Source organism: Blautia caccae (assembly GCF_040095955.1).
GTDB lineage: Bacteria > Bacillota > Clostridia > Lachnospirales > Lachnospiraceae > Blautia > Blautia celeris.
The window spans coordinates 148492-166217 of the sequence record NZ_JBBMFP010000005.1; the positions used below are offsets into that span (position 1 = coordinate 148492).

The window sequence follows — 17726 nt, forward strand, 5'->3', positions numbered from 1 at the left end:
TGAAATGGCAGGGATATTACGGTTTCTGCCGGCAGTATGAGTCAAACAGGTACATAAAAAACAGACAGAAATAGTCTGTAGGAATAGAGAGGGAACGGATATGGAAAAATGCAAAATACTGGTAGTGGATGATGAGAGCAGGATGCGCAAGCTGGTGCGCGATTTCCTGGTTAAGAAAGATTTTGAGGTGCTGGAGGCCGGCAACGGTGAGGAGGCACTGGATATATTTTATGCCACAAAGGACATTGCCCTTTTGATTCTGGATGTCATGATGCCGAAGATGGACGGCTGGGAGGTATGCAGGGAAATACGCAGGGAGTCAAAGGTGCCCATTATTATGCTGACAGCCAGGGGAGATGAGAGGGACGAGCTTCTGGGATTTGAGCTGGGCGTGGATGAGTATATTGCAAAGCCTTTCAGTCCGAAGATATTGGTTGCCAGGGTGGAGGCTATCCTGAGAAGAGCAAATATCTGCGGAAGCAGTGATGTTCTGTCAGCAGGCGGTATTGAGGTGAATAAGGCATCCCATATTGCAACCATTGACGGGCAGCCCATGGAGCTGAGTTATAAGGAATTTGAGCTGCTGACCTATTTCCTGGAAAACCAGGGAATTGCGCTTTCCAGGGAGAAGATTCTGAATTCTGTATGGAATTACGATTATTTTGGCGATGCCCGCACCATTGATACCCATGTAAAGAAACTTCGCAGTAAACTGGGGGACAAGGGTGAATACATCAAGACCATCTGGGGCATGGGATATAAGTTTGAGGTATAAGACATGAGAAAATCAATTAAGGTGCGTCTGGCAGTTTCTTTTATCGGGATCACGCTTTTGTCTCTTTTGTCCATAACGGCAGTAAACCGGCTGTTCTTGGAGAAATATTACATTTCCAGAAAAGCGGACTCGCTGGAAACGGTCTATAAAGCATTGAATGAGCAGGCCTTCAATGACCCGGAGGGCAGGACGCATCTGCAGGGGCTCTGTATTGAAAAGAATATATCCTGGGTACTCGTGGACGTGAGCTCTCAGGACTGGACCATCATAGCCAATGACGGCCGGAATCCGGATCTGCTGGCAACCAGGCTTCTCTTTGGATATATCTGGGGCATGATGCCGGAAAACAGGGAAGTCATCTCGGCAAATGATTCCTATACGCTGGAGCAGAACACAGATGATAAGGAAAATGTGGTGTATCTGGATATGTGGGGCGTGATGGAAAACCGAAACTGCGCGTTTCTGATTCGTATGCCCATGGCGAGTATCCGGGACAGTGTGGAAATCTCCAATATGTTTTACGTCTATATCGGGCTTCTCGTGATTATGATAAGCAGCGGGATCATCTGGTTTATGAGCAAGCGGATCACAAAGCCTCTTTTGGAACTGACGGAAATCTCCAGGCGTATGAGCAATCTTGATTTTGAGGCCAGATATGAAGGCGGCGGGGAGGATGAGATCGGCACTCTGGGGCAGAATTTTAATAAGATGTCCGAGGAGCTGGAACATACCATATCCGAGTTAAAGACCGCCAACAATGAGCTGCAGGAGGACATTGAGCAGAAGAAACAGATTGATGAGATGCGTAAGGAATTTCTCTCCAATGTATCCCATGAGCTGAAGACGCCCATCGCTCTGATCCAGGGCTATGCGGAGGGCCTGAAGGAGTGTATCAATGACGATGCGGAGAGCAGGGAATTTTACTGTGATGTCATTATGGACGAGTCTGCCAAAATGAACAATATGGTGAAAAAGCTGCTGTCTCTCAACCAACTGGAGTTCGGCAATGACCAGACTGCCATGGAACGTTTTGATCTGACGGACCTTGTGAGAGGCGTCGTGCAGTCTGCGCAGCTTCTGGCAGACCAGAAAGGCGCGCAGATTTCCTTCCCTCAGGATGAGCCTGTATATGTGTGGGGCGATGAGTTCAAGGTGGAGGAAGTGGTGACCAACTATGTGTCCAATGCCCTGAATCACGTGGATGGGGATATGAAGATCGAGGTGAAGATGAGAAGAAGGGACAATCATGTGCGTCTCTCCGTCTTCAACACAGGCAGACCCATTCCGGAGGAGGATCTTGATAAGATCTGGATAAAATTCTATAAAGTGGACAAAGCCCGTACCAGGGAATACGGCGGAAGCGGTATCGGTTTGTCAATTGTCAAGGCTATTATGGAGGGAATGCACCAGAAATTCGGCGTTGTGAACTATGACAACGGGGTGGAATTCTGGTTTGAGCTGGAAGAAAAGTAACCGGGGGTTCTGCGACACCTCCTTGCATTTTTCGATGGATTCTGCTAAACTAGAGGACATGATAAAAATGCAGGAGGGATGTTTTTATGCCGCCTTTACAGGGAGAATGGCTGGAGGCTTTAAGGCCGGAGTTCGGAAAACCATATTATAAACAATTGTTCGCGAAGGTGGGGCAGGAATACCAGACAAGAAAGGTATTCCCCGCACCGGACGATATTTTCAATGCATTTCATTTTACCCCCTTGGACCAGGTGAAAGTGGTCATACTGGGACAGGATCCTTATCACAATGACGGACAGGCTCACGGCCTGTGTTTTTCTGTGAAGCCGGATGTGGAGATTCCTCCTTCCCTGGTGAATATTTACCAGGAACTGCAGGAGGACTGCGGCTGTTATATACCCAACAATGGATATCTGGAAAAATGGGCAAAGCAGGGCGTACTGCTTCTGAATACAGTGCTGACTGTGCGCGCCCATCAGGCAAATTCCCACAGAGGGATCGGCTGGGAGGAGTTTACGGACGCAGCAATCCGTATTCTGGATGAACAGGACAGGCCCATGGTATTTCTTTTATGGGGAAGACCGGCGCAGATGAAAAAGAGTATGCTGCACAATCCCGGCCACCTGATCCTGGAAGCACCTCATCCCAGTCCGCTGTCTGCGTTCCGCGGATTTTTCGGATGCCGTCATTTCAGCAAGGCAAATGCTTTTCTGCAGGAGCATGGCCTGGAGCCAATTGACTGGCAGATAGAAAACAGATAGAGGAATTTGGACAAATGGGTAAAAAGAATAGTAATACATTAGTAAAAAATGCGTCTTTCTTAATGGTCGCAGCACTGATTTCAAAGATCATCGGAATGATTTACAAAAGTCCGCTGTCTTCTCTTTTGGGAAGAGAGAGTTTTGCCTGCTTTCAGTTTGCGCAGAATGTCTATTTTATTCTGTTGATGATCGCATCCTTCAGTATTCCGCAGGCTGTATCCAAGATTATGTCAGAGAGGATTGCATTCAAACGGTACAGGGACGCGCAGAGGGTTTTTAAAGGTGCCCTTTTATATGCAGTCATAGCAGGAGGCATTGTGGCGCTCATATGTGTGTTCGGCGCTTCTGTCTTAGTGCCGGACAGTGTGGCAAATGCCAGACTGGCGCTTCAGATGCTGGCCCCCACCATTTTCATTTCGGGTATCCTGGGTGTGTTCCGCGGATATTTCCAGGCTTACAGGAATATGATGCCCACGTCGATCTCACAGATCGTGGAGCAGATAGCAGTTGCGGTAGTGGCGCTTTTGATGGCAAACTTTATGGTTCACCATTTCGCAGGCACAGGTGAGGATACGCTGCAGAGATGGAGTGCAGCCGGAGCGACCATCGGTACGGGCGCAGGCGTTACGGCAGCGCTTCTTTTTATGCTGTTTGTATACAGTGTGAACAGGAAGACCATCAACCGCCGGATTGCCAGGGACAAAGTGTCTGTGGATGAGAGTTATCAGCAGGTTATGAGAAACATTGTGCTGATTGTGGCTCCCATTATTCTCAGCGCCTTTATTTACAATGTGAACGGCTATATCAATGGTGTGATGTACACAAGCATTTCCGATTTCAGAGGGATGGACAACAGCCAGGTGAAGGTGCTGTACGCGGAGTTTGGATTTTTCATGACGCTGATCAATATCCCCCTGACACTGGCAAGTACGGCGCCAACCTCCATGATTCCGGAGGTCTCCGCCCACTATGCCACCGGTGATGTGAAGGGGGCTATTGAAAAGATAAACAATGCCACATGGATCAGTATGTTGATTTCCATGCCGGCCTCTGTGGGTCTTGCTGTGCTGGCACAGCCGGTGACCTCCCTGCTGTTCCCCTCCACAGAAGGCGTGGCAGGAAAGCTCATGGTGCTCGGTGTCATCACGGTTATTTTAAACAGTACATCCAATATATCAAATGGTGTGCTGCAGGGAATCGGAAGGGCCAATATTCCTATGATCAACGCTGCTGTTTCCCTGGCTGTGGACGTGGTTTTTCTTGCGGTACTGCTGTTTTTCACCAATGCGGGCATCTATGCCGTGGTTATTGCCATGATTGTCTATGCCATAGTGATGTGTGTGCTCAATGACAGGGCGCTGAAGAAATATCTGGGATATCAGAATCCCTGGAGATATGCTTATCTGCCTCCGCTTTTAGCTACCATTCCCATGGGAGCAGTGGCATTCGGGGTGTACAAGGGAGTGCGGTTTCTGGCAAAAGCTCTGCCCCATTCCAATTTGCTGGCATTGATTCCCTCCATTGCGCTGGCTGTTGCCGTGTATTTTATTGCATATCTCTTTATTGCGAAACCATCCAGACAGGAACTTTTGTCTCTGCCGGGAGGAACAAAGCTGGCTGTGCTGGCTCAGAAACTGAAGATCATTTAAGAAAAATAAATCTGCAAACAGAAAAAAGCTTTCGGGCCGCATAGAAGACGGCGGCCCGAAGGCTTTTTTTATATTCCGGAGCATTTACATTTTTTTGAATGCAGTGGAGAGCATCAGCTTAATACGATTTAACTGGTTTACCTCGCTGGCTCCCGGGTCATAGTCAATGGCAACGATATTGGCGTCAGGATAATCCTTGCGGATGGCCTTGATGACACCTTTGCCCACAATATGGTTAGGCAGGCAGCCAAATGGCTGGGTACATACAATATTGGGCGCTCCGCTGTGGATCAGCTCCATCATTTCTCCGGTCAGGAACCAGCCTTCCCCGGTCTGGTTGCCGATGGACACAATGGGTGCTGCCATTTTTGCCAGATCTTCAATGCTGGCAGAGGGCGTAAAGTGCCTGCTTTTGGCAAATTCTTTGTTGGCGGCGCCTCTGATAAACTCAATGGCTTTGATACCCAGATTGGCGGTTTTCGCGGAAGATTTCTTGAAGCCGAGATATTTTGCTTTAAAGTTCTGGTTGTAGAAACAGTAGCATAAAAAGTCTATGAGATCAGGGCATACAGGCTCTGCGCCTTCTTTTTCCAGAAGTTCTGCCAGATGATTGTTGGCAGCCGGAAGGAATTTGACCAGAATCTCACCTACAATGCCGACCCTCGGTTTTTTCTCACCGGTGATGGGGAGAGTATCAAACTCCCGGATCATCTGGCGGCAGATACGGTTAAACTGTCCGAAGGTGATATGTTTCGCGCTCAGGAAACGGATGCAGCGTTTCTCCCATTTGCGGTGCAGGGCATTTGCGGAGCCTTTGACTGCTTCGTAGGGGCGCATGCGGTAAATGCATTTCATCAGGATATCACCGAACACTGCGCCGAAAGCCAGCCTGGTGGCCAGTTTTGCCGTGATCTTAAATCCCGGATTTTCTTCCAGCCCGCTTAAGTTGATGGAGATGACCGGTATGTAGGACATGTTTGCCTTGGCAAGTGCCCTTCGGATAAATCCGATGTAATTGGAGGCACGGCATCCGCCTCCTGTCTGTGACATGATGATCGCTACCTTGTGCAGATCGTATTTGCCTGACAGAAGTGCCTGCATGATCTGGCCCACCACCATTAGGGAAGGATAGCAGGCATCATTGTTCACATATTTTAAGCCTACATCCACGGCTTCCTTGTTGTCATTGGGAAGCACCTCCAGATTGTATCCGCTGGCGTTGAAAGCTGCCTGCAGGATAGAAAAATGGATGGGTGACATCTGGGGGCAGAGAATGGTATATTTTTTTCTCATTTCCGGTGTGAACACCACCTTTTTGATGGAGGAGGGTGATATTTTCCGTTTGATATGCTGCTCTTCCTTGACGCGGAGGGCAGCAATCAGGGAGCGGACACGGATACGGGCAGCGCCCAGGTTGTTTACCTCATCAATTTTCAGGCAGGTGTAGATCTTGCCGCTGCCAGCCAGAATTTCATTTACCTGGTCAGTGGTCACGGCATCCAGGCCGCAGCCAAAGGAGTTTAACTGGATCAGATCCAGATTATCTTTTTCCTTCACAAAGTTGGCAGCCGCATAAAGTCTGGTGTGGTACATCCACTGGTCATTGACACGAAGCGGGCGTTCAATGGGAGCCAGATGGGAAACGGAATCCTCAGTCAGTACGGCGATACCGTAGGAATTGATCAGATCCGGGATGCCGTGATGGATTTCCGGATCAATGTGGTATGGCCTTCCTGCCAGCACAATGCCGTGTCTTCCTGTCTTATCCAGGTAGCGCAGGGTTTCCTCGCCCTTTCGGCGGATATCCTCCCGGCATCTGGCCATTTCCTTCCAGGCAGCGTGGGCGGCGTCAGAGACTTCCGTGGAGGGAATGTTTTGGAATTCTTCCAGCAGTCGCTCTGTGATGGTCTCCTCATTCGTCATGGCTAAAAACGGATTGTGGAATTTGATTTCCGGGTCATTCAGCTCGTCAATGTTATTCTTAATATTTTCCGCGTAGGAGGTGACGATCGGACAGTTGTAATGGTTGATGGAGTCCTCAAATTCCTCACGCTCGTATGGGATACAGGGGTAGAAAATGTATTTCACGCCCTGTTTGATCAGCCATGACACATGTCCGTGGGCCAGCTTGGCCGGGTAGCACTCGGACTCACTGGGGATGGACTCAATGCCCAGCTCATAAATCTTTCTTGTGGAGGTGGGAGAAAGCACCACCTGATATCCCAGTCTGGTGAAGAAGGTATACCAGAAGGGATAATTTTCAAACATGTTGAGGACCCTCGGGATTCCCACTTTTCCTCTGGGGGCTTTGTCCTCTGTCAGCGGTTCATAGGAGAACAGCATTTTATATTTATAGTCAAACAGGTTGGGAATATGATCCTTGTTCTTCTCCTTGCCGATGCCGCGCTCGCAGCGGTTGCCGGAAATGAACTGGCGTCCGCCTGAGAATTTGTTGATGGTCAGACGGCAGTTGTTGGTACAGCCCTTACAGTTTGCCATAGTGGTCTTATACTGAAGGCTGTTGATCTTCTCAATGGGCAGCATGGTAGTGTCCTGTCCTGCCGTATAGCGCTCTCTGGCGATCAGGGCAGCACCGAAAGCTCCCATGATCCCGGCAATATCCGGACGGATGGCCTCACAGCCGGCAATACGCTCAAAGCTTCTTAAAACAGCATCATTATAGAAGGTTCCGCCCTGTACCACAATGTGTTTTCCAAGTTCGGAGGCATCGGATACCTTGATTACCTTATACAGTGCGTTCTTGATAACAGAATAAGCCAGGCCCGCTGAGATATCCGACACCTCGGCACCCTCCTTCTGTGCCTGTTTTACCTTGGAATTCATGAAAACAGTACATCGTGTTCCAAGGTCAATGGGGTTTTTGGCAAACAAGGCAGCTTTTGCGAAATCCTGCACACTGTAGTTCAGGGAGTTTGCAAAAGTCTCAATAAAGGAGCCGCAGCCGGAGGAGCAGGCTTCGTTGAGCTGCACACTGTCTACGGTCTTGTTCTTTATCTTGATACATTTCATATCCTGTCCGCCGATATCCAGGATGCAGTCCACCTCCGGGTCAAAGAAGGCGGCAGCATAATAGTGGGAAACAGTCTCCACTTCCCCTTCGTCCAGAAGGAGAGCGGCTTTTATCAGTGCCTCGCCGTATCCGGTGGAGCAGGAGTATGCGATCCTTGCTTCCCGCGGAAGGTGGCTGTAAATCTCCTGGATGGCGCGGATACTGGTAGCCAGGGGATTGCCGTTATTGTTGCTGTAGAAGGAATAGAGCAGGGAACCATCCTCACCGACCAGGGCTGCCTTTGTTGTGGTGGAACCCGCGTCAATGCCCAGATAACAGTTTCCGCTGTAGCTGGAAATGTCTCCGGTTATGACATTGTAGTGGCTCTGGCGCTCATTGAATTTGTCATAATCCTCCCTGGAGGCGAACAGAGGCTCCATACGGTTCACCTCAAATTCCATATGTATATTGGCTGACAGCCTGTCGCGCATGGCAGTGACAGAGACAGCAGGCGTTTCTTTTTTCGCATTCAGCGCGGAACCGATAGCCGCGAACAGATGGGAATTGTCAGGCACAATAGTGTGCTCCTCATCCAGCTTCAGTGTGCGGATAAATGCTGTCTTGAGTTCAGATAAAAAGTGAAGCGGACCGCCCAGAAATGCCACATGGCCGCGGATGGGTTTCCCGCAGGCAAGACCGCTGATAGTCTGGTTTACCACAGCCTGGAAAATGGAGGCGGAAAGGTCTTCTTTGGTGGCGCCCTCATTGATCAGCGGCTGGATGTCTGTCTTGGCGAACACACCGCAGCGGGCTGCAATGGGATAGAGGGCTTTGTAATTTTTAGCGTACTCATTCAGCCCCGCAGCATCTGTCTGCAGCAGAGAAGCCATCTGGTCAATAAAAGAGCCGGTACCGCCGGCGCAGATACCATTCATACGCTGTTCAATATTTCCACCCTCAAAGTAAATGATCTTTGCATCCTCACCGCCCAGCTCTATAGCCACGTCGGTTTTGGGTGCCAGTTCCTGTAAGGAGGAGGATACAGCGATAACCTCCTGTACAAAGGGAACCTCCAGATGCTTTGCAAGTGTCAGTCCGCCGGAACCGGTGATGACCGGGAGGACTGAAAATTCCCCCAATTGTCTGTATGCCTTGTCAAGCAGCCCAGCCAGTGTATTCTGAATGTCTGCAAAGTGGCGTTCATAATCAGAGAAAAGGATTTCTTTTTCTTCATTTAAAACTGCAATTTTTACCGTGGTGGAACCGATATCAATGCCAAGACGGTATGCGGCTGCAGTATTTTTATTATCTGCTGACATAGTCAGGAGACCTCCTTCATAAAAAATGGACGGTTTTCACGCCGTCATATATGCGTTTCTTCTTATTTATATAGTGCTATAGAAAATCATTTAACATTATACGACAATATTTCTAAAAATACAATTGCTATTTTGAAATTGGATTATTTTAGTTATATATATGGACAAAAGAAAATATTCCTGCCGGTTGCGTTTATATTTTCCATATGGTAGAATAAGCCAGACACAGATGCCGGAAACAGCCGGCAGAAGAATTATTTTTAGAAAGAGGAAATTGCTGTATGTATAAGATATTGAAACAGGAAGGCATGGCAAAACGCGCCCATTTTGAAACTGTGCACGGGTCAGTGGAGACACCTGTCTTTATGAACGTTGGCACAGTGGCAGCCATCAAGGGCGCTGTAGCCACAACAGACCTGCATGAAATAGGAACTCAGATAGAACTGTCAAACACCTACCATCTCCATGTGCGTCCCGGTGACCAGGTGGTGAAGAAGCTGGGCGGCCTCCACAAGTTCATGAACTGGGACAGGCCGATCCTCACGGACTCCGGCGGATTTCAGGTGTTTTCCCTGTCAAAATTAAGGAAGATCAAAGAGGAGGGGGTTTATTTCAATTCCCACATTGACGGTCATAAGATTTTCATGGGACCGGAGGAAAGTATGCAGATACAGTCCAATCTGGCATCCACCATTGCCATGGCTTTTGACGAGTGCCCGTCCTCTGTGGCGGACCGGAAATATGTCCAGGATTCTGTTGATCGAACCACAAGGTGGCTTGCAAGGTGTAAGGATGAGATGGCAAGGCTGAATGCGAAGGAGGACACCATCAATCCCCAGCAGATGCTGTTCGGCATTAACCAGGGCGCAGTGTATGATGATATCCGTATTGCCCACGCAAAAGAGATCGCCAAAATGGACCTTGACGGCTATGCGGTGGGAGGACTGGCCGTGGGAGAGAGCCATGAGGAGATGTACCGGATCCTGGACAGTGTGGTTCCCTATCTTCCGGCAGACAAGCCCACATACCTGATGGGTGTGGGAACACCGGCTAATATTCTGGAGGGTGTTTCCAGGGGCGTGGATTTCTTTGACTGCGTATATCCAAGCCGGAACGGACGCCATGGCCACGTGTACACCAACTTTGGAAAACTGAATCTGTTCAACGCCAAATATGAGTTGGATTCCCGTCCCATTGAGGAGGGTTGCCAGTGTCCTGCCTGCAGAAGCTACAGCAGGGCATATATCCGCCATCTGCTTAAGGCAAAGGAGATGCTGGGCATGCGTCTGTGTGTGCTTCACAACCTGTACTTCTACAATACAATGATGACGGAAATCAGGCAGGCACTTGATGAGGGGCACTATGAGGACTATAAACAGCAGAAACTGGAGCGCATGGCAGCAGGCCCCAAGGCATAAAAACAGAAAAAATGTGTAAAATATATAAAAAAACCTGAAAAACACTTGAAGAAATAAGAGAAATTGTGTATTATTGTAATAGCGTTCAATATAGCAGTCCGGGTGATCGGATGAAACAGCGGTATAGCTGCTGTATCATACCGAGTTTATATGGGAACTCGGCATATAAGTTGAAAGAACTAAAAAGTTTATTTTGCAGGAGGAGCTAAAATGTTTTTAGGACAGGCAAGCGCAGGCGGTGCAGGCGCATGGGCAACTATGTTACTGCCCCTGGTTGTATTTTTTCTTTTAATGTATTTCATGATTATGAGACCGCAGAAAAAGGAACAGCAGAGAGTAAAATCCATGTTATCCTCTATGGAAGTGGGAGACAGCGTGGTAACAACAAGCGGTTTTTACGGAATCTTAATTGATATTACAGATGAAGATGTGATCGTAGAATTCGGAAACAACAGAAACTGCAGAATTCCCATGAGAAAAGCGGCAATCGCAGAAGTTGAGAAAGCCGGAGACGGAATCGCAGAAAAAGAGTGATCAGAAGATTGAAAAGTAAGACAGGTGTTGCAGGAAAAATAGTTCTGCGGCGCCTGTTTTTTCGTCTGTCAGAAGGTATTTGAAAATAGTGTTCTGCAGTCTTCGCCAAATGGGATACAGGCTGTGGAGATGTATCAGAAATGGAGAAATAAACATATGGCATTTATCAGTTTATTTGATGTGATCGGTCCCAATATGGTAGGGCCTTCCAGCTCTCACACGGCAGGAGCGGCGTCAATGGCCCTTCTTGCGCGGAGGCTTTTTCCGGGGAAAATAAAGAAGGTACGCTTTACTCTGTATGGCTCCTTTGCCCAGACATACCGGGGACACGGCACAGACCGTGCACTACTCGGGGGAATCATGGGATTTCAGACGGATGACCTGCGGATCAGGGATTCCCTGACACTTGCCCGTGAACAGGGACTTGATTATGAGTTTATCATCAGTGATAAGCTTGGCGACGAACATCCCAATACCGCGGATATGGATATGGAGGGTACCGGCGGGGAGCATCTCTTTGTGCGGGGTGTGTCGCTGGGCGGCGGTAAAGTAAAGATTGTCCGGCTGAACCAGATAGAGGTGGATTTTACAGGGGAGTACAGTACCCTGGTGGTGAGCCAGACGGATAAGCCGGGTGTGGTGGCCCATATCACCAAGGTACTGAGCGAAAGAAATGTGAATATTGCGTTCATGCGCCTCTACCGGGAGGAGAGAGGAGCCAGGGCATATACCATTGTGGAGTCGGATGAGAAAATACCGGAAGATGTGACAGAGAAGATCAGGGAAAATCCCTGTGTCTCCAATGTGATTCTGGTACAGATATAGGAGGATAGGATGGAATTCAATCAGGGCAGTGAGCTTTTAGAGATATGCAGTGAGAAGAACATACCCATTTCCAGGGTCATGAAGCTGAGGGAGACAGAGTTTTCCCGGATTTCTGAGGAGGAAGTGGATGAGAAAATGAAGAAATCCCTGGCGATCATGCGCCGTTCCGCAAAAGAACCTCTGACCAATCCAAAACCGTCCGTGGGCGGTCTCATCGGCGGAGAGTCCGGGAAGCTTCACCGCCATGCAGAGGCAGGAAAATCTGTCTGCGGGACTGTGCTGCAGCGTGCGGTCACATACGCCATGGCGGTTCTGGAGGTCAATGCCTCCATGGGTGTGATCGTGGCTGCGCCCACAGCGGGCTCCTCGGGTGTGGTGCCGGGCGTGCTCCTCTCTCTGGAGGAGGCGTATGATCTGCCGGAAGAGGTGATCTTAAACGGGCTGTACACAGCAGGGGCTGTGGGATATCTGCTTATGAGGAATGCCTCTGTGGCAGGCGCGGAAGCTGGCTGCCAGGCAGAAGTGGGCGCCGCGTCCGCCATGGCTGCCGCGGCAGCGGTGGAGATGATGGGCGGTACACCAAAGCAGTGCCTTGACGCGGCTTCTGTGGCAATGTCCAACCTGCTGGGCCTGGTCTGTGACCCCATAGCTGGCCTTGTGGAATACCCGTGTCAGAACCGGAACAGTGTGGGAGCGGCCAATGCGCTGATCTGCGCGGAGCAGACACTGGCAGGGATTCCGGCTCTTATTCCCTTCGACGAAATGGCACAGGCCATGTATCATGTGGGCAGAAGCCTTCCCTTTGAGCTGCGGGAAAGCGCGCTGGGAGGCTGTGCGGCAACCCCGGCGGCATGCAGGCGTACCTGTGAGATCTTCGGCGGCTGAAAACGGACAGACGCATTTTCCGTGCCGATATTTTCCGTAGAAAAATTGTCGGGCAGACAGGCTCTGGATGGCTTATACTATGCGTAAGGCAGGTGAGAAAATGGAGTGGATGCAGCGAATCAACCGGGTGATGGATTATGTGGAGGACCACCTCCGGGATGATGTGGATGAGGAGGAAGTCAGCAGGATCATGGCGTGTCCGTATCAGAATTTTCAGAGTCTTTTCGGACAGGTGACTAATATCAGTTTTTCTGAATATGTGAGAAGACGCAGGCTTACCATGGCAGCCTATGATCTGCAGAATACAGAGGAAAAGGTAATAGATATCGCGTTAAAATATGGCTATCAGTCAGGAGATGCCTTCCGTGTGGCGTTTCGCAAAATGCACGGCGTCAATCCCTCAGAGGTAAGGCAGAGTGCTGTTCCGCTGATGTTTTACTGCAGGCTGGAATTTCAGGTGACTGTGAAGGGAGTGGAGTCTATGAAGTATACGATTGAGGAAAAAGGGGCTTTCCGGGTATTGGGAACAAGAATGACAACGCCGTATGGCGGCGGTACCTGGGCAGTGGTCAAAAGTGACGGCACCAATGAGAAAATGAAAGCCGTAAGCGGAGATTTCTTTGATCTGGGACTGTGTTTCGGATTTCAGGAGGATGGCAGCAATGATTATATGTGCGCTGTTTTATGGGACGGGCCGGAGATAGATGGTTTTGTGACATATCAGTATCCCCCGGCAACGTGGCTTATTTTTCAGGCCAGGGGTAAGATTTCTGACAATGTTCTGGGAAATCTGTGGCGGCAGATCAATCAGGAATTTCTTCCGCAGAGCCAGTATGACAAGTGCGGACTGCCCACCATTGAAAAGTACGTTTTCTGGAACGAGGCGGAAGATTTGGGAGAAGTGGAAGTCTGGATACCGGTGAAATATTGAAAAAGAAGGATGCCTCATATCTGTAAAAAGATATGGGGTATTTTTATATGAAAAATATAGATAACAAAGCATTATTATTGGAAAATTAATAAAAATAACTGAAATAGTATTGACGATAAAGCTGTAAAATGGTAATTTTAAATTATAACTATATCCCGTTAATATGATAAAGCGAAAGGGTAACTGTCATATCATTCTGAGATCATATGGAGTCCGGAATGTATATGGGCGGCAGTTCAGAACAGTTATCTGAACTGCCAGGTATACAGAAGCAATTGGAGGTAGATATGAGCAGATTAAGTATCATTACGCAAAACAGCGCGCAGCGGACAGTGGAGGAACTCTATAAGGACCTGGAACGGCGGATTGTTGCCAGCCCGCCCGGGTTATGTCCGGTGGATATGGCGGCATCTTTCCTGAAAATGTGCCATGCTCAGTCCTGCGGAAAGTGTGTTCCCTGCCGTGTCGGACTGGGGCAGCTGGAAAAATTATTTGATGATGTGCTGGATGGTGATGCCACTCTGGAGACCATTGCGGTTATTGAGCGGACAGCCAGGAGTATCTTCTATTCCGCGGACTGTGCCATCGGTTATGAGGCCGCCAAGATGGTGCTGAAGGGAATCCGGGGATTCAGGGAGGATTTTGAAGAGCATATTTTAAGGGGGAGGTGCTCCTGTAACCTGAACCAGCCCGTGCCGTGTGTATCCCAGTGTCCGGCTGGTGTGGACATTCCTGGTTACATTGCCCTTGTCAGGGAGGGCAGGTATGCAGATGCGGTGCGCCTGATCCGGAAGGACAATCCCATGCCGGCAGTCTGCGGCCTTATCTGTGAGCATCCCTGTGAAGTGCGGTGCCGCAGGACCATGTTGGATGACCCCATCAATATCAGGGGACTGAAACGTTTTGCAGTGGAGCAGGCAGGAGAAGTGCCGGTACCAAAGACAGCCCCTGCAACGGGTAAGAAAGTTGCAGTCATCGGGGGCGGTCCGGGAGGCATCAGCGCAGCGTATTACCTGGCTTTAATGGGCCATAAGGTGACAATCTATGAAAAGGAAAAACAACTGGGCGGCATGCTGCGATACGGCATTCCCAGCTACCGGCTTCCCAGAGAGGTTCTGGATGGGGAAATAAGCCGGCTTTTGAGCGTGGGGATTGACGTGGTCACCGGGGCAGATGTGGGGGAGGAGCCGTATCTGATACAGGATATCCGTCCCCGGTATGATGCCGTCTACATAGCCATCGGTGCCCATACAGACCGAAAGATAGGAATGGAGGGCGAGGATGCCGAGGGCGTTATGTCCGCAGTGGAAATGCTGCGAAGCATCGGTGACGGAGAGATGCCGGACTTTAAGGACAGGGATATCATTGTGATCGGCGGCGGCAATGTGGCTATGGATGTGGCGCGCTCCGCGGTGCGTCTGGGTGCAAAACGTGTGCGTATTGCCTACAGAAGAAGGAAAGTGGATATGACGGCTCTTCCGGAGGAAGTGGAAGGAGCCATTGCGGAGGGGTGCGAGGTGCTGGACCTTCATGCGCCGCTGTCTATAGAGAAGGACGGACAGGGCAAGGTTTCCGCGCTCTGGGTACAGCCTCAGATCATCGGTAAAATGAAAAACGGAAGACCCACACCGGGAGACGCGGATGTGGCAAAGCTCCGTCTGCCCTGTGACCGAATCCTGGTGGCGATAGGACAGGGGATTGACTCCCGGCATTTCGGGGAATCCGGTATTCCCATTACAAGAGGTGCTGCCATTGATGCCTTTGACTGGAGCGGTGTGAAGGATGCTGCCGGCGTATTTGCCGGAGGTGACTGTGTGACCGGTCCGGCGACTGTGATCCGTGCCATTGCGGCGGGGAAAGTGGCGGCAGCCAATATTGACGAATTTCTGGGATATAACCATACGATCACAAGCGGTGTGGAGATTCCAAGGGTCCGTCTCCATGACCGTCCCACCTGCGGCCGTGTGAATATGAAGGAGCGCGAGGCATCCGTGAGAGTGAAGGATATGGAACTGATCGAATGCGGTATGACTTCTGAGGAGGCTTCCCAGGAGGCAAGACGCTGTCTGCGCTGTGACCACTTCGGTTTCGGTGTGTTTAAGGGAGGCAGGGTGGAAAAATGGTGAATACAGAGAGAGTTAAACTTACGATTGACGGCATACAGATAGAGGCCGACAGACGCAGCACGATCCTACAGGCGGCTGCCCTTGCAGGAATCCGGATTCCCACACTGTGCTATCTGAAGGGTATCAATGAGATTGGAGCCTGCCGTGTCTGTGTTGTGGAGGTGGAAGGTTACGCAAAGCTGGTCACGGCCTGCAATAACCGGGTAAAAGAGGGAATGATGGTGCATACGAACAGCCCCAAAGCCCGGAAAACCAGAAGAACGAATGTGCAGCTTATTTTATCTCAGCACAACAGCAACTGCGCCTACTGTGTCAGGAGCGGGAACTGTTCCCTGCAGAGCGTGGCAAACGATTTGAACATCATGGATGTTCCTTTTGTTAAGGAGCTGCCGAAAAACTGCTGGAATATGGAGTTTCCGCTGATCAGGGATTATACGAAATGCATCAAATGTATGCGCTGTGTACAAATCTGTGATAAAATCCAGTCTGTTAATATCTGGGACGTGGTGAATACAGGCTCAAGAACCACAGTGGATGTGTCAGGCAACCGGAAAATTGAAGAATCGGACTGCGCTGTGTGCGGCCAGTGCATCACCCACTGTCCGGTGGGGGCGCTTAGAGAGCGGGATGATACGGAGCATGTACTGGATGCCATTGCCGATAAGGACAAGATCACAGTAGTTCAGATCGCGCCTGCCGTGCGTGCGGCATGGGGAGAATCCATTGGCCTGGCGCCGGAATTTGCAACCGTAAAAAGGCTGGCCTCGGCTCTGCGCAAAATGGGATTTGACTATATCTTCGATACGAATTTCAGTGCGGATCTGACAATCATGGAGGAAGGCAGTGAGTTTCTGGAGAAACTGAAGAACAGAGAAAATGAGACATTCCCTATGTTTACCTCCTGCTGTCCGGGCTGGGTCCGGTTTATGAAATCCCAGTATCCGGATATGGTGGACCAGCTTTCCACAGCCAAATCACCGCAGCAGATGTTCGGGGCTGTGGCAAAGACCTATTATGCAAAGCTGCTTGATGTGGACCCGGAGCGGATCTTCTGCTTGTCTGTGATGCCGTGCGTAGCCAAGAAACAGGAATGTGCCCTTCCGACCATGAGGGATGCGGGTGCAGGGCAGGATGTGGACGCTTCTTTGACTACCAGGGAAATAGACCGGATGATTCGTATGTTCCATATACTTCCTGAGACGCTTAGAGAGGAGGAGCTGGATATGCCTCTGGGCGTGGGCTCCGGCGCAGGCGTCATTTTCGGCGCCACAGGCGGTGTTATGGAGGCTGCACTGCGCAGCGCGTATTATCTGGTGACCAGTAAGAATCCCGAACCGGATGCCTTCCGGGCAGTCCGGGGCATGGACGGCTGGAAGGAGGCAGAATTTAATCTGGCAGGCACGATTTTAAAGGTGGCGGTTGCCAGCGGACTGGGCAATACCAGGAAATTGATGAAAGCGCTAAGAAAGGGCAGGGTTTCCTATGATTTTGTGGAAATCATGGCATGTCCAGGCGGATGCGCAGGCGGAGGCGGCCAGCCTATCCACGACGGCCGGGAGCTTGCCGGGGACAGGGGACAGATCCTATACGGCCTGGATAAGGTCAGTCACATCCGGTTCTCACATGAAAATCCCTCTGTGATAAAATGCTACGAAGATTTTTTGGAAAAACCATTGTCCCACAAAGCCCACGAGCTGCTGCATACAGACCATCACGGATGGAAAATGCCGGGAGAAACGTGAGCTTAAGCGGCATACATAAAAACCATAGCCTTTGGGAATACTGAAGTGTAAGAATAATATGTAAAAACACTTTAATGCCGAGGTGAATAAGATGGATAAAAAGCAGCAGGAAGCGTTAAACAGAAAGAAATCAAACGAGACTTTCAACAGCATTACCCAGAAGGTAAAACCGGAAAACCAGAATCAGCAGCACAATGCCAGGTCTGAGGCCGTGGAGCCGAAGATCAGACAGGTATAAAGAGCTGTCGGCAGGGGCGGAATGCCGCCCCTTTCACAAA

At 50.0% G+C, this 17726-nt stretch carries 13 protein-coding genes; 12 read left to right on the forward strand and 1 reads right to left on the reverse strand.

Annotated elements, in window-relative coordinates; translation table 11 throughout:
* Nucleotides 1-100 precede the first annotated feature (100 nt).
* The 4 genes from WMO65_RS07370 (at nucleotide 101) to WMO65_RS07385 (ending at nucleotide 4658) form a co-directional block, all read left to right on the forward strand.
* Nucleotides 101-775 carry a response regulator transcription factor gene (locus WMO65_RS07370; protein ID WP_054352361.1) on the forward strand — a complete coding sequence of 225 codons (675 nt, stop codon included), beginning with the start codon at nucleotides 101-103 and terminating at the stop codon, nucleotides 773-775.
* A 3-nt stretch (nucleotides 776-778) separates the two neighbouring features.
* Nucleotides 779-2248, forward strand: coding sequence for a sensor histidine kinase (locus WMO65_RS07375; RefSeq protein WP_033141131.1), 1470 nt, complete (start codon nucleotides 779-781; stop codon nucleotides 2246-2248).
* An 86-nt stretch (nucleotides 2249-2334) separates the two neighbouring features.
* Nucleotides 2335-3009 (forward strand): uracil-DNA glycosylase, encoded by a 675-nt coding sequence (gene ung, locus WMO65_RS07380; RefSeq protein WP_148392949.1) that lies wholly within the window; start codon nucleotides 2335-2337, stop codon nucleotides 3007-3009.
* Nucleotides 3010-3023: 14 nt separating this feature from the next.
* Complete coding sequence (locus tag WMO65_RS07385; RefSeq protein WP_148392948.1) at nucleotides 3024-4658, forward strand: putative polysaccharide biosynthesis protein; 1635 nt, start codon at nucleotides 3024-3026, stop codon at nucleotides 4656-4658.
* Nucleotides 4659-4742: 84 nt separating this feature from the next.
* On the opposite strand, the gene WMO65_RS07390 is transcribed toward WMO65_RS07385, so the two are convergent.
* A complete protein-coding gene (locus tag WMO65_RS07390; protein ID WP_103731377.1) occupies nucleotides 4743-8987 on the reverse strand; it encodes a 2-hydroxyacyl-CoA dehydratase in 4245 nt (1414 codons plus the stop codon).
* A gap of 281 nt (nucleotides 8988-9268) precedes the next feature.
* Here WMO65_RS07390 and tgt point away from each other — a divergent pair, with 281 nt between their 5' ends.
* The 8 genes from tgt to WMO65_RS07430 all read left to right on the forward strand — a co-directional run bounded on the left by tgt (nucleotide 9269) and on the right by WMO65_RS07430 (nucleotide 17686).
* Nucleotides 9269-10405, forward strand: a complete 1137-nt coding sequence (gene tgt, locus WMO65_RS07395; RefSeq protein ID WP_033141127.1) for a tRNA guanosine(34) transglycosylase Tgt — start codon at nucleotides 9269-9271, stop codon at nucleotides 10403-10405.
* Between the two features lie 210 nt (nucleotides 10406-10615).
* The gene (yajC, locus tag WMO65_RS07400) at nucleotides 10616-10939 is read left to right on the forward strand and encodes a preprotein translocase subunit YajC (RefSeq protein ID WP_033141126.1); all 324 of its coding nucleotides are present in this window, start codon (nucleotides 10616-10618) and stop codon (nucleotides 10937-10939) included.
* A gap of 156 nt (nucleotides 10940-11095) precedes the next feature.
* A complete protein-coding gene (sdaAB, locus tag WMO65_RS07405; protein ID WP_033141125.1) occupies nucleotides 11096-11764 on the forward strand; it encodes an L-serine ammonia-lyase, iron-sulfur-dependent subunit beta in 669 nt (222 codons plus the stop codon).
* Nucleotides 11765-11773: 9 nt separating this feature from the next.
* The gene (sdaAA, locus tag WMO65_RS07410) at nucleotides 11774-12649 is read left to right on the forward strand and encodes an L-serine ammonia-lyase, iron-sulfur-dependent, subunit alpha (RefSeq protein ID WP_033141124.1); all 876 of its coding nucleotides are present in this window, start codon (nucleotides 11774-11776) and stop codon (nucleotides 12647-12649) included.
* A gap of 79 nt (nucleotides 12650-12728) precedes the next feature.
* The gene (locus WMO65_RS07415) at nucleotides 12729-13580 is read left to right on the forward strand and encodes an AraC family transcriptional regulator (protein WP_225305293.1); all 852 of its coding nucleotides are present in this window, start codon (nucleotides 12729-12731) and stop codon (nucleotides 13578-13580) included.
* Between the two features lie 287 nt (nucleotides 13581-13867).
* Nucleotides 13868-15706 carry an NAD(P)-binding protein gene (locus WMO65_RS07420; RefSeq protein WP_148392947.1) on the forward strand — a complete coding sequence of 613 codons (1839 nt, stop codon included), beginning with the start codon at nucleotides 13868-13870 and terminating at the stop codon, nucleotides 15704-15706.
* The gene (locus tag WMO65_RS07425; RefSeq protein ID WP_118594048.1) at nucleotides 15700-17448 is read left to right on the forward strand and encodes an NADH-dependent [FeFe] hydrogenase, group A6; all 1749 of its coding nucleotides are present in this window, start codon (nucleotides 15700-15702) and stop codon (nucleotides 17446-17448) included. The genes WMO65_RS07420 and WMO65_RS07425 overlap by 7 nt, the downstream gene beginning before the upstream one ends.
* Nucleotides 17449-17539: 91 nt before the next feature.
* The gene (locus WMO65_RS07430) at nucleotides 17540-17686 is read left to right on the forward strand and encodes a hypothetical protein (protein ID WP_018596440.1); all 147 of its coding nucleotides are present in this window, start codon (nucleotides 17540-17542) and stop codon (nucleotides 17684-17686) included.
* Nucleotides 17687-17726: the final 40 nt, after the last annotated feature.